Here is a 12,875-nt window from a genome sequence, read left to right as displayed (position 1 = left end):
GTTGGCACGGGGATGTGGAAGGAAAACGGTCGGTTAAGAGTGGGCAGGCGTGGTCTGCTTGGCATGCAGCGTCTCCATCGCCGCTTTCACCGGTTCGGGAAGGCGCACGGCCCGACCTGACCGGTTGATCGTCACCAGCTGCAGGTCGGCGCGCGCCAGCACGCGACCGTCGCGGCGAATGACTTGTGCAACTGCGAAGGAGGCACCGCGGATATCGACGATTCGGGTTTCCACTTCAAGCGTGTCCTCCAGCTTGGCAGGGGCGTCAAAATCGATGGTCAGGCGCCGTACCGCAAATGACACACCTGTGACATCGCCCAAACCCTCGGCCATCTCCCTCTGACGGAAGCCCATCAGGGAGAGCATCTCCGTGCGCGCCCGCTCCGCGAATCGCAGGTAATTGGCGTGGTAGACGATGCCGCCGGCGTCGGTGTCCTCGTAATAGACCCGCAGCGGATACCGGTGCGTGCCGTCCTCCGCGAACCATCCCGAGAGAGCGGGAGCGTCACTCATCGCCATCCCCCTCCGTCGGGTCGGGAACTCGGTCCAACAGGTCGAGCTGCCGAAGCGGCGCGTTCGGCGGGTTGAGCCCGAGATAGCGGAAGCCCTGGTCGGTCAGCATGCGCCCGCGCGGCGTGCGCTGCAAAAAGCCCTGCTGGATCAGGTAGGGTTCCACCACCTCCTCCAGCACGTCGCGCTGTTCGCCCAGCGCCGCCCCCAGCGTCTCGACGCCGACCGGCCCGCCGCCATAATTGGTGGCGACCAGCCCGAGATAGCGGCGGTCCATGCTGTCGAGTCCCAACCGGTCAACCTCCAGCCGGGTCAGGGCGGCATCGGCAACGCGCTTGTCGACCTCCTCGACGCCGGCGACCGCGGCGAAATCACGCACCCGGCGCAGCAGCCGGCCCGACACGCGCGGGGTGCCGCGCGCCCGGTTGGCGATCTCGCGCGCGCCCTCGGGCGTGATGCCCATGCCGAGCACGCCGGCGGCGCGGCGCACGATCAGCTCCAGTTCGTCCGGCTCGTAGAATTGCAGGCGCACGGGAATGCCGAAGCGTTCGCGCAAGGGGCGCGTGATCAGGCCGCTGCGCGTCGTGGCGCCGACAAGGGTGAAGGGCGGCAGGTCGATCCGGATGGACCGTGCCGACGGGCCTTCGCCGATGATAAGGTCGAGCTGGAAATCCTCCATGGCGGGATAGAGCACCTCTTCCACGGCGGGATTAAGGCGATGAATCTCGTCGATGAAGAGGACGTCGTGCGGCTGGAGGTTGGTCAGCAGCGCCGCCAGATCGCCGGCCCGCGCGATGACCGGGCCGGAGGTGGCGCGGAAGCCGACGCCCAGCTCGCGCGCCACGATCTGCGCCAGCGTGGTCTTGCCGAGGCCGGGGGGCCCGAACAGCAGCACATGGTCCAGCGCCTCGTTGCGGGAGCGGGCGGCCTGGATGAAGATCGACAGGTTCTCGCGCGCCTGCCGCTGGCCGATGAATTCGGCGAGCGACAGCGGGCGGATCGACGCCTCGGCCGAATCGCCGTGGCCCTGGCCCGGCTGGACGAGACGGTCGTGGTTGGGATCGCTCATTGGCTCAGTTCCTTGAGGCCCTGGCGGATCAGATCGGACACGCCGGCATCATCGCCCAGCACCCGCCCGGCGGCGACGACCGCGCCGAAGGCCTCCGACCGGCCATAGCCGAGATTGACCAGCGCCGACACCGCATCGGCCAGCGCCGGGGTGGCGCCCGGCACGGCGGCGGGGGCGCCCTTGCCTGCCGGCGCGCCCGCGGTCGCCGCCGGACCGAGCGCCAGATTGCCGACCTTGTCCTTGAGTTCGTTGAGAATGCGCGCCGCCACCTTCGGCCCGACGCCATCGGCGCGCACCAGCGCGGTCTTGTCCTGGGACGCGATGGCGCGGGTCAGCTGGTCGGGGTCGAGCACGCCGAGGATCGACAGCGCCAGCCGGGCGCCGACGCCCTGGATGGTGGTGAGCAGCTTGAACCACTCCCGGTCGGCCTGGTCGCCGAAGCCGTGCAGGACGATGCGTTCCTCGCGGATGAAGGTCTCGACCACCAGCGACGCCCGCTCTCCCACCGCCAGGCGCGACAGCGTGCGGTTGGAGCAGGACAGCAGGTAACCGACGCCGTTCACGTCGAGCACGACCCAGTCGGTGCCGGTGGAATCGACGATGCCGGTCAGCTTGGCGATCATGGGAACTCCCGGCCCGAAGGCTGGCTGCGAAGAATGGGGGTCTCTTCGAGACGCGCGCGGATGGTCTCCAGCACGCCGTCTAGGTTGTCGATCACGTCGGTGTTCCAGAAGCGCAGGATGCGGAAGCCGGCCTGCTCCAGCATGCGCGCACGCCGCTCGTCATGGGCGGCGCGCTGCTCGGCATGCTGGCCGCCGTCCAGTTCGACGATCAGGCGATGGTCGTGGGCGACGAAGTCGGCGACGAAGCCCAGGATCGGCTCCTGCCGCCGGAATTTCGCGCCGAGCTGGGCATTGCGCAGCTTCTGCCAGACGATCTTTTCCACGTCCGTGGCGTTCATCCGCAGGTCTCGCGCGCGCCCGGTTATGTAATCGGCTGGCTTCGCCTTTGCGATGCTCGCCATATCCTCCACTCGCCCCAGGGGACCATCCCCCTCTCCCCCCGGGGAGAGGGTCGGGGTGAGGGGGAAGCGCTGCGTGGACTCTTGGGAGAGGAGCGCTGTGCATCCCCCTCACCCTGCCCTCTCCCCGGGGGGAGAGGGTTTGCTTCCCCGTGGTGTCGCCGCCCCGCCGCCACATCGTCCAGCTTGCACGGTGGTGCGCATGGCAGATCGCTATGGCGAGCGCGTCGGCGGCGTCCGGCGAGGCGATCTCGCAGCCGGGCAGCAGCAGGCGCACCATCGTCTGGACCTGCGCCTTCTCGGCGCGACCCTGGCCGACGACCGCCTTCTTGACCATGTTGTTGGCGTATTCCGCCACCGCCAGCCCGGCCTGGGCCGGCACCAGCAGGGCCACGGCGCGGGCCTGTCCCAGCTTGAGCGTCGAGACCGCGTTGTTGTTGACGAAGGTCTCCTCTACCGCCGCCTCGTCGGGCTGGTAACGCTCCACCACCGCCGACAGGGCGTCGTGGAGCTGCACCAGACGCTCGGCCAGCGGACAGCGGTCGTCGGAATGCACAGCGCCGTCGGCGACGTGGCTCAGGCGGTTGCCCGCCACGTCGATGATGCCCCAGCCGGTGTGGCGCAATCCGGGGTCGATCCCCAGCAGCCGCACCGGCGAAGGCACCGTCGCCTCACTTCGTCCTGCCCGCGCAAACACGGCACCCGCTCTCCGCTTGCAAGACCCGCGTTCAGCTTACGCGGTCAGCTTCTGCATCAGCTCGTCGGAGATGTCGAAGTTGCCTTCGACCACCTGGACGTCGTCGTTGTCTTCCAGCACGTCCAGCAGCTTCAGCAGGCTGGCGGCGGCGTCCTCGCCCGGCGCGACGGTGTTCAGCGGACGCCAGGTCAGGCGTGCGCTCTCCGCACCGCCGAACTTGGCCTCCAGCGCATCGCGCACAATGCCGAAATTCTCCACCGTGGTGGTGACCTCGTGGCCGTTCTCGTCGGATTCGACGTTGTCGGCACCGGCCTCCAGCGCCACCTCGAACACGGCGTCGGCGTCGGCCGCGGCGGCCGGATAGAAGATCGCACCGATGCGGCTGAACATGAAGCTGACCGAGTTGGTCTCGCCCAGGCTGCCGCCGTACTTGGTGAAGCTGGAGCGCACTTCCGCGGCGGTGCGGTTGCGGTTGTCGGTCAGCGCCTCGACGATCAGGGCGACGCCGCCGGGGCCGTAGCCCTCGTACCGCACCTCTTCGTAGTTCGCGTCGTCGCCGCCGCCGGGGGTGCCCTGCTTGATGGCGCGGTCGATGCGGTCGCGCGGCATGTTCTGCGCGCGTCCGGCCAGGATGGCGGCGCGCAGGCGCGGGTTGGCCGCCGGGTCCGGCAGGCCGCTCTTGGCGGCGACGGTGATCTCGCGGGCGAGCTTGTTGAAGATCTTGGACCGCTTGGCGTCCTGCGCGCCCTTGCGGTGCATGATGTTCTTGAACTGGGAATGACCGGCCATGGGTCGAACGAGCCTCGAAACGGAATTGGTCAATCGGGCGGGGTTAAGCGCACGACACATGTAACAGGTCTGCCGCTCCACCGCACCTTTTCGGCGCGGGAGACGACACCCACGGGATTAGAAAGTCAATATGGCGAGATTGCGGCGCGGCTTGGCCGCTTTTGCCAAGGGCTCCATCACGGACTCTTACTGGCGCAAGCCCCTATTGGTTCCCGCTCTGATTGTCCGGCCAAAACTCAGGATCGAGCAGTTCTCCCAGACGATACGGGCATTCGCGCGGCAGGTCGCGGTCGAACAGGCAGTCGGCTTCCAGGCCGAACAACGCATCCTGCCTCCCATCCACCCAGGCATCGGGCAGAAATTCGTCCAGCTTGGCACTCAGGCTTGGACTGTCGCGCAGCACGCGGGTCAATGACGTCCGCTGCTGGTTCACCGACCGCTTCCAACCGTTGCGCGGCCAGTCGGCGGGCGATAGCTCAAGCATCAGCAGATGTTCGATGATGCGGGCCAGCCGGGACGTGACCTCGATCTGCTCGCGGCGCCCTATGCTCTCAATTTCCTCGGCAAGGTTCTCCCAGTCCAACGGCAAGCTGGCTCCCGACGCCGCAGCCTCGCGCAGCCGTGCAGCCTGCTCCATCGCCCAGGCGTAGAAATCCTTGTCGTATTTGGCCTGGAACCCCATGGACCGCGCCCCCTAAGCCGTGACCACCTTACTGCGTCCGTTCCGGCAAGGCCCGGCTCAGCCGCCCGCCGATGCGCAGCGGCTCGATGCGGACCGCCAGCCCGGTGCGGTCGTCGGTCTCGACGTAGCAGCCGCAGACGGTGCCCTCGCCTTCCGCCGGCGACAGCCGTTCGGTCGGCAGCTTCCGCACCATCTTGGCGAGCGCCACCTCCTTCTTCATGCCGATGGCGCTGTCGTAATCGCCGCACATGCCGGCATCGGACTGGTAGGCGGTGCCCTTCGGCAGGACCATGTGGTCGGCGGTCGGCACATGGCTGTGGGTGCCCACCACCAGCGAGGCGCGGCCGTCGCAGAAATGCCCCATGATCATCTTCTCGCTGGTCGCCTCGCCATGCATGTCGATCAGCACGGCATCGACGCCCCCGGGCCCGAGGCGATGGGCCTTCAGCACCCGGTCCACCGCCGCGAAGGGGTCATCCATCGGCTCCATGAACAGGCGCAGCAGCACATTGACGACCAGCACCTTCCGGCCGCCGCGCGCCTGAAGCAGGACGTATCCACGGCCGGGCGTGCCCTCCGGGTAGTTCACCGGGCGGACGATGCGCGGCTGCTGCTCGATGGTGGAGACCAGTTCCTTCTGGTCCCACGTATGGTTGCCCAGGGTCACCACGTCGATGCCGGCCTCGAAGAACTCCTCGGCGATCTTGACGGTGACGCCGTAGCCGCCGGCCGAATTCTCGCCGTTCACCACCGTCAGGTCGGGGTCCAGCTTCTCGCGCAGCATCGGCATATGCGCCAGCACAGCCTCGCGCCCGGACCGGCCCACCACATCGCCGAAGAACAGAATCCGCATCGCCCCAACCTTCCAGAAAAGCTCACTTATGAATGCGGAGCGTCTCGCGCTCCGTCACGATCCAGTCCAGCCGCTCGTCATGGCCGTCCACCGGAACCGCCGGCATCTCCTGCGCGGCGAAGGCCACGCCGACAGCGACCACCGCGCCGCCTGCCCGCAGGCCGTCCAGCGTCCGGTCGTAATAGCCGGCGCCATAGCCCAACCGGTGGCCGGAGCGGTCGAAGGCCAGCAGCGGCACCAGCAGCAGCGACGGCAGCAGGGCCGCGCGCCCCTCCGCCGGTTCCTGGATGCCGTAGCGGCCGGCCGCCATCGGCGCCTGGGGATCCCAGTCGCGGAACAGCAGCGCGGTGCCGCGCGGCCCGGAGACCGGCAGCCCGACCGCATGGCCGAGGTTTTTAAGATGGAGCAAAGCCGGCCGCGCGTCGAGTTCCGAGCCCAACGGCCAATATCCCCCGGCGGCACCGCGCGGCAGATGGCCGTCCCGCGCCAGTTCGGCGATGCGGTCGCGCACGGCGGCGGAGGCAGTGGAGCGGTCGCCGTCGGCGATGGCGTCGCGCCGGGCGCGCGCCTCGCGTCGGGCGGCGTCCTTGGCTTGCGGATCGGTCATCGTGGACTGCGTGCGGAGGGAGGAACGAGGGAGTCCCCGGAACGGGGAGGCCCGGAAAGAGGGTGGAAGGCGCCGCCTCGGCCGGTGGCCATGTGCCTATCCTCCATGGCCTGCATGAGCAGGTGGGCGCCGTGTACCCGGCCCGATGGGCCGGACAGGGACAGCTCCCTAGAGTTCAAGGTTATCGGCCCTGGGGATTATTGCAGCCTGTCGAACCAGGCAGCGGTCCTTCCGTGCACCAATCTAGGCGCGCTCGAGCCGCGCGGCAACCTCTTCGATGCGTTTTGCGACACGATCGAGTTCGACGACCACCGCGCCCTCGTCCACCGAGGGGGCGATGCCCTTGCCGGACATCACGTCCTGCAGCTCGTCGGCCAGCACCAGACAGGTCATCAGCATCATCTGTGCTTCCGACCCGCTGCGCCCGCCGCCGGTCAGACGGCGCAGGCGGTCGTCCACATAGGCCGCAAGCTCGCGCAGCCGGCCCTCCTGCCCGTCCTCGCACAGCATGCGGTAGAAGCGGCCATTCACCTCGATATCGACCTGCGCCATGGCGTCAGCTCTCCAGCACGTGTTGCAGTCGGGCGATGGCGACCTCCAGCCGCTGCGACACCGCCTCCGCGGTGGCCTGGGCGGTCGCCCGGTCCGCCCGCGCGGTTTCCAGCGCCTGGGACAGATCCTGCTCCCGTCGGACCACCCGCTCCTCGCGGGCGGCGGCGGCATGGTCGAGACGTTCCACGGCGCGGCCGAGACGGTCGAGAGCAGCTTTCAGGGAATCCATGGACGTCAACCTCGACCTGTGGGCACGTCATGTTCGACGGGCCGCGGACCCGGACCGGCTTTCCGCCAAGCCGAGCCGCTGCCTTATCGGAGCGCATAGAGTTGGGCCGGCACGCCGACCGCGTCAACCATCACGACGGACTCTTCCACCGAATGCCCATACCGAATACCGGGGCGTGACGGAACGCCGCAACCGACGCATCGGTTTCGAACCCTTAACGGGTGCGGGGCGTCCCACACGGACGAGGGGCCTCTGCCATGCCCTTCCCTACCCCAATCCCATGTTGACCTGCGGACGGCGGTTCTGCATGGTGCGCCCGTTTCGCGGCGCCTCTTCCGGCGACCGCGCAACCACCGTTGCCGACGCCGCAACCGCGTCCGACCCGCAGGAAACGCCAGATGTCCGCTGACTCCGCCCAGCCCTCCCTCCACACGATGGCCAGCGCGATCCGCGCGCTCTCCATGGACGCGGTCGAGGCCGCGAAGTCCGGCCACCCCGGCATGCCGATGGGCATGGCCGACGTCGCCACGGTCCTGTTCACGCAGTTCCTGAAGTTCGATCCGAAGAACCCGACCTGGGCCGACCGCGACCGCTTCGTGCTGTCGGCCGGCCACGGCTCGATGCTGCTCTACTCGCTGGCCTACCTGACCGGCTACGAGCGGATGACCATCGACCAGATCAAGCGCTTCCGCCAGCTGCACAGCCTGACCCCCGGCCACCCGGAAGTCGACCCCAGCCTCGGCATCGAGATGACCACCGGCCCGCTGGGCCAGGGCGTCTCCACCGCCGTCGGCATGGCGCTGGCCGAGCGGATCACCAACGCCCGCTTCGGCGACGAGCTGATCGACCACTTCACCTACGTCATCGCGTCCGACGGCGACCTGATGGAGGGCGTCAGCCACGAGGCTTGCTCGCTGGCCGGCCATCTCGGGCTGAACCGCCTGATCGTGCTGTGGGACGACAATCACATCTCCATCGACGGCACGACCGACCTCAGCTTCACCGACGACACCCAGGCGCGCTTCCGCTCATACGGCTGGAACACCATCGCCGTCGACGGCCACGACACCGACGCCGTGTCGAAGGCCATCGCCCAGGCGCGGACCTCCACCGACAAGCCGACGCTGATCGCCTGCCGCACCATCATCGGCAAGGGTGCGCCGAACAAGGCCAACAGCCACGCCTGCCACGGCTCGCCGCTGGGCGCCGACGAGATCGCCGCGACCCGCACCGCCATCGGCTGGACCCATGAGGCCTTCGTCGTTCCCGACGAGGTACTGTCCGCCTGGCGCGCCGCCGGGACCCGCAGCGCCGAGGCCTACAATGCCTGGAGCAGCCGCCGCGCCACCCTGAGCGCCGAGGCCGGCAAGGCCTTCGACGAGGCGTTCAGCCATGGCGTGCCGAGCGCGCTGACCGACACCATCGTCGCCTTCAAGCAGAAGGTCAGCGCCGAGAAGCCGAGCTGGGCGACCCGCGTCGCCTCCGGCAACACGCTGGAAGTCCTGGTGCCGGCGATCCCGGAGATGGTCGGCGGCTCCGCCGACCTGACCCCGTCGAACAACACCAAGGTCAAGAACACCGCCGACGTGAAGGGCAAGGGCGAGTTCGCCGGCCGCTACGTCCGCTACGGCGTGCGCGAGCACGGCATGGCGACGCTGATGAACGGCATGACGCTGCATGGCGGCATCATCCCCTACGGCGGCACCTTCATGCAGTTCGCCGACTATTGCCGTCCGGCCATCCGTCTGGCCGCGCTGATGAAGCAGCGCACCGTCTTCGTGATGACCCACGACTCGATCGGTCTCGGCGAGGACGGCCCGACCCACCAGCCGGTCGAGCATCTGGCCGCGCTGCGCGCCATCCCGAACCTGCTGGTCCTGCGCCCGGCCGACGCGGTCGAGACCGCCGAATGCTGGCAGATCGCGCTGGAGGCCACCGGTGCCCCGTCGGTGCTGGCGCTGACCCGTCAGAACGTGCCGACGCTGCGCACCGAGCATACCGCCGAAAACCTGTCGGCCCGCGGCGCCTACGTGATCGTCGAGGCCGAGGGCGAGCGCAAGGCGACCATCCTCGCCACCGGCTCGGAAGTGTCGCTGGCGGTGGAGGCCCGCAAGGCGCTGCAGGCCCAGGGCATCGGCACCGCCGTTGTGTCTATGCCGAGTTGGGAACTGTTCGAGCGCCAGGACGATGCGTACAAGGCATCCGTGCTGGGCACCGGCGTGCGCGTCGGCGTCGAGGCGGCGATCCGTCTGGGCTGGGACCGCTGGCTGGGCGACAAGGGCGCCTTCGTCGGCATGGCCGGCTTCGGCGAATCGGCCCCCTACCAGGAACTGTACAAGCACTTCGGCATCACCGCCGAAGCGGTCGTGGACGCCGTTAAGGCGCGTCTCTGAGAGAAGCCGAAGGGGCGTCCAGCCGAATTCGGGCGCCCCATATCCAACTGGAGGAAGTCATGGCTGTACGGGTAGCGATCAACGGTTTTGGCCGCATCGGCCGTCTGGTTCTGCGCGCCATCTACGAGAGCGGCCGCAAGGACGTGGAGGTCGTGGCGATCAACGACCTCGCCGATCTGAAGGCCAACGCGCACCTGCTGAAGTACGACAGCGTCCACGGCCGCTTCCCCGGCACCATCGAGACCGGCGACGGCGTCCTGATCGTCAACGGCCACTCCATCAAGGTCGTGCAGGAGCGTGACCCGGCCAAGCTGCCGTGGAAGGATCTGGGCGTCCAGATCGCCATGGAGTGCTCTGGCATCTTCACCAAGCGCGCCGACGCCGCCAAGCATCTGGAAGCCGGCGCCGAGAAGGTGCTGATCTCGGCCCCGGCCACCGACGAGGACATCACCGTCGTCTACGGCGTCAACCACGACAAGCTGACGGCCGAGCACAAGATCGTCTCGAACGCGTCCTGCACCACCAACTGCCTGGCGCCGGTCGCGCATGTCCTCCACAACCTGGTGGGCATCGAGAAGGGCTTCATGACCACGATCCACTCCTACACGGGTGACCAGCGGATCGTCGACACCAACCACAAGGATCTGCACCGCGCCCGCGCCGCGGCCCTGAACATGATCCCGACCTCGACCGGTGCGGCCAAGGCTGTCGGCAAGGTCCTGCCGGAGCTGAAGGGCAAGCTGGACGGCACCGCCATGCGCGTTCCGACCCCGAACGTGTCGGTCGTCGACTTCAAGTTCACGTCCAAGCGCGCCACCTCGGTCGAAGAGATCACCAAGGCGATCTCCGACGCCGCCAACGGCCCGCTGAAGGGCGTGCTGGAGGCCTACACCGAGGATTCTGGTCTCGACCGACTTCAACCACGATCCGCACAGCTCGATCTTCGCGCTGAACGAGACCAAGGTCATCGACGGCAACTTCGTCCGCATCATGACCTGGTACGACAACGAGTGGGGCTTCTCCAACCGCATGAGCGACACCGCCGTCGCCATGGCGAACGCCAAGTAAGCCTCGCTTCGGCAAGAAAAAGGCGCCTTCCCCACGGAAGGCGCCTTTTTTCTTTGAGACAACCTGTTCCCAGGCCGCCCTCAGGCCGCCCGCACCGTCGCCAGGAAGTCGCCGACCTGCGCGTTCAGCCCGGCCGCCTCGCTTGTCAGCTTGCCGAGCGCGTCGACCAGTTCGCGGGCAGTGCGGCCGCTCTCGTCGGACGCGGCGGTGACGCCGGAAATGCTGCTCGACACCTCGCCGGTGCCGGCGGCGGCCTGCTGGACCGAACGGGTGATCTCCGCGGTTGCGGCGTTCTGCTGCTCGACCGCGGCGGAAATCGCCGTGGCGATGCCGCTCAGCCGCTCGATCACCGCCGCCACCTTCTGGATTTCCGTCACCGCCTGACCGGTCACCGTCTGGATGCCGCTCATCTGGCCGCCGATCTCGTCGGTCGCCTTGGCCGTCTGGTTGGCCAGCGCCTTCACCTCGCTGGCGACGACGGCGAAACCCTTGCCGGCCTCCCCTGCCCGCGCCGCCTCGATGGTCGCGTTCAGCGCCAGCAAATTGGTCTGGCCGGCGATGGAGTTGATCAGCCCGACCACGGTGCCGATCCGCTCGACCGCCTCGGCCAGGCTGCCGATGCGGCCGGTGGCCTGCTGCGCCATGCCGACCGCCTCGCCGGCGACGCGGCTGGCTTCCGACACCTGCCGGCCGATCTCGACGATGGAGCCGGTCAGTTCCTCCGACGCGGCGGCGACGGTCTGCACATTGGCGGCGGTGTCGTCGCTGGCGCTGGCGACGATGCCGGCCAGCTGGCTGGTTTGCTCCGCCGCCTGCGACATCGCCCGCACCTTCTGCCCCAGCGCGTCGGTGGTGGTGGAGACGGAGCGGATCATGCCGCCCACCGTCCCCTCGAATTTTGCGGCCAGCCGGTCCATCGACCGGCGCTTCTCCTCCTCGGCCCGGCGGGCGGCTTCGGCCTGTTCGGCCTCCAGCCGGCGGCTCGCCTCGGCATTGATCCGGAACACCTGGACCGCACGGCCCATGTCGCCCAGTTCGTCGCCGCTCTCCGTTTCCGGCACGGTGACGGACAGGTTGCCGTCGGCGAGCGCCCGCATGGCACCGGACAGGCGGCGGATGCGCCGGCTGATCGAGTTGCCGACCAGTGCGATCAGCCCCACAACTGGCAGCGCGAGCCCGCCGACGATGGCCGCCATGGTCCACAGGCTGCTGGCGAAGCGGGCGTCCAGATCGTCGATGTAGACACCGGTACCGATCAGCAGTTGCCAGGGCTCGAACATCTTGACATAGCTGAGCTTGGGCAGCGGCACTTCGGTGTTGGGCTTTGGATACATGTACTCAACGAACCCATCACCCTTGGTCCGTGCGGTATCGACCAACGACCGGACGAAATAAACGCCGTTGGCGTCCTTATTGTCGCGCTGGTCTTTGCCGATGACGTCGGGGCGGACCGGATGGATGACCGTCTGGTAGTTCATGTTCTGGACAAAGATGTAGTCCTTGCCGTTGTAGAACATGGTGTTCAGGTTGGCTTTGAACCGCTCGAAAGCCTGTTCGCGCGTCAGGTGTCCCGCCTTGACTTCGGCTTCGTATCCAACTGCCAATCCGTGAGCGGTCTGGACGACGGAGCGCAAGGTCTCCTTGCGCTCGTCCAGCATGTTCCGCTGGTCGAGCCAAAGAGCGGCGACGGCCATCGCGATGGACACGACGCCAGCCAGCACGACCAAGGCCGACAGCTTCGCCCGCAGGGTCAGTTTCAGTGCGCTCATGGGCTATCCCCCCTTCGTTATAGCGGGGGCGGAGCAAGGACGATGCCAACCCGCAAAACGGGATGGCTCCTTGACGCTGCCACGAAAAGGCGAGAGCGCGCCGGGACAATCCGCTGGTCCTGCGAATGGCGGCAAGCAAGCTGCTTCGCATTTTGCGAAAAGTCAGCCCGTCTTGACGTTTGTCACACCCGCGGCGCGGCCCAGGCATTCGGCGATCCAGGCGGACAGGCTCTTGCCCTCCCGCGCGGCGCAGTCGGCGACGGCGCGGTGCAGGATCGGGTTGATGCGGATGGCGAGACGGCCGGAGAAGGGCTGTTCGCCGTCGCCGCCCATATCGCAGGACAGGTCGAGATAATCGTCCACCGCCCGCCGGAAAGACTCCCGCAGCTCGTCCACAGACCGACCGGAAAAGGTGATGCCGTCGTGGGTGTTGATGACTTCGCCAACGAAGACGCCCGCTTCGTTGTCGAAGTCGATCTGGGCCTTGTAACCCTTGTATTCCATCATCGCGGCATTCCCGGGGGAGGTATTCCCATGAAACGGGCGCCGGCGCTCCGGCCCCCGCTCTTCTGTGACTGACCATACTCCGGGTCGGCGACCGCAGGGTTTGACCTGCCTCAATTCTCGCAACCGGCT

Annotated in this window: 13 protein-coding genes, 1 other RNA gene and 2 pseudogenes; 2 read left to right on the top strand and 14 right to left on the bottom strand. The window is 67.9% G+C overall.

The window, feature by feature from the left end; genetic code table 11:
- Positions 1–33: 33 nt before the first annotated feature.
- The 12 genes and pseudogenes from ybgC to ACWPN8_RS06210 all read right to left on the bottom strand — a co-directional run bounded on the left by ybgC (position 34) and on the right by ACWPN8_RS06210 (position 7,009).
- Positions 34–513, bottom strand: a complete 480-nt coding sequence (gene ybgC, locus ACWPN8_RS06265; RefSeq protein ID WP_492240218.1) for a tol-pal system-associated acyl-CoA thioesterase — start codon at positions 511–513, stop codon at positions 34–36.
- On the bottom strand, positions 506–1,579 hold the full coding sequence (gene ruvB / locus ACWPN8_RS06260; protein ID WP_109448296.1) for a Holliday junction branch migration DNA helicase RuvB: 1,074 nt from the start codon (positions 1,577–1,579) through the stop codon (positions 506–508). The genes ybgC and ruvB overlap by 8 nt, the downstream gene beginning before the upstream one ends.
- Positions 1,576–2,202 carry a Holliday junction branch migration protein RuvA gene (gene ruvA, locus ACWPN8_RS06255; RefSeq protein ID WP_098740239.1) on the bottom strand — a complete coding sequence of 209 codons (627 nt, stop codon included), beginning with the start codon at positions 2,200–2,202 and terminating at the stop codon, positions 1,576–1,578. The genes ruvB and ruvA overlap by 4 nt, the downstream gene beginning before the upstream one ends.
- Positions 2,199–2,540, bottom strand: a complete 342-nt coding sequence (locus ACWPN8_RS06250; protein WP_492240217.1) for an endonuclease domain-containing protein — start codon at positions 2,538–2,540, stop codon at positions 2,199–2,201. The genes ruvA and ACWPN8_RS06250 overlap by 4 nt, the downstream gene beginning before the upstream one ends.
- 220 nt (positions 2,541–2,760) lie before the next feature.
- Positions 2,761–3,252: pseudogene (gene ruvC, locus ACWPN8_RS06245) on the bottom strand (crossover junction endodeoxyribonuclease RuvC); the annotation flags it as partial.
- 81 nt (positions 3,253–3,333) lie between these two features.
- Complete coding sequence (locus ACWPN8_RS06240) at positions 3,334–4,086, bottom strand: YebC/PmpR family DNA-binding transcriptional regulator (RefSeq protein WP_492240216.1); 753 nt, start codon at positions 4,084–4,086, stop codon at positions 3,334–3,336.
- Positions 4,087–4,288: 202 nt separating this feature from the next.
- A complete protein-coding gene (locus tag ACWPN8_RS06235) occupies positions 4,289–4,768 on the bottom strand; it encodes a DUF29 domain-containing protein (RefSeq protein ID WP_492240215.1) in 480 nt (159 codons plus the stop codon).
- A gap of 28 nt (positions 4,769–4,796) precedes the next feature.
- Positions 4,797–5,621, bottom strand: coding sequence for a TIGR00282 family metallophosphoesterase (locus ACWPN8_RS06230; RefSeq protein ID WP_492240214.1), 825 nt, complete (start codon positions 5,619–5,621; stop codon positions 4,797–4,799).
- A 22-nt stretch (positions 5,622–5,643) separates the two neighbouring features.
- Entirely contained in the window at positions 5,644–6,228 is a 585-nt protein-coding gene (locus tag ACWPN8_RS06225) for a 5-formyltetrahydrofolate cyclo-ligase (protein WP_492240213.1), read from the bottom strand.
- A 65-nt stretch (positions 6,229–6,293) separates the two neighbouring features.
- A non-coding RNA gene (ssrS, locus tag ACWPN8_RS06220) (6S RNA) lies at positions 6,294–6,457 on the bottom strand.
- Between the two features lie 14 nt (positions 6,458–6,471).
- Positions 6,472–6,780 carry a cell division protein ZapA gene (locus tag ACWPN8_RS06215; RefSeq protein ID WP_109448308.1) on the bottom strand — a complete coding sequence of 103 codons (309 nt, stop codon included), beginning with the start codon at positions 6,778–6,780 and terminating at the stop codon, positions 6,472–6,474.
- Positions 6,781–6,784: 4 nt separating this feature from the next.
- Positions 6,785–7,009, bottom strand: a complete 225-nt coding sequence (locus ACWPN8_RS06210; protein WP_109448310.1) for a hypothetical protein — start codon at positions 7,007–7,009, stop codon at positions 6,785–6,787.
- Between the two features lie 398 nt (positions 7,010–7,407).
- On the opposite strand from ACWPN8_RS06210, the gene tkt reads away from it, so the two are divergent.
- Both tkt and gap read left to right on the top strand, forming a co-directional pair.
- Positions 7,408–9,402, top strand: a complete 1,995-nt coding sequence (gene tkt, locus ACWPN8_RS06205) for a transketolase (protein ID WP_492240212.1) — start codon at positions 7,408–7,410, stop codon at positions 9,400–9,402.
- A 59-nt stretch (positions 9,403–9,461) separates the two neighbouring features.
- Positions 9,462–10,470, top strand: a pseudogene (gene gap / locus ACWPN8_RS06200) (type I glyceraldehyde-3-phosphate dehydrogenase).
- An 80-nt stretch (positions 10,471–10,550) separates the two neighbouring features.
- Here the strand turns inward: gap and ACWPN8_RS06195 are convergent.
- Positions 10,551–12,239 carry a methyl-accepting chemotaxis protein gene (locus ACWPN8_RS06195; RefSeq protein WP_492240211.1) on the bottom strand — a complete coding sequence of 563 codons (1,689 nt, stop codon included), beginning with the start codon at positions 12,237–12,239 and terminating at the stop codon, positions 10,551–10,553.
- A 162-nt stretch (positions 12,240–12,401) separates the two neighbouring features.
- Entirely contained in the window at positions 12,402–12,746 is a 345-nt protein-coding gene (locus ACWPN8_RS06190; RefSeq protein ID WP_109450340.1) for a type II toxin-antitoxin system HicB family antitoxin, read from the bottom strand.
- Positions 12,747–12,875 lie beyond the last annotated feature (129 nt).

Source organism: Azospirillum sp. UENF 112521, from assembly GCF_058780665.1.
This window is presented reverse-complemented; position numbering and strand designations above follow the sequence as displayed.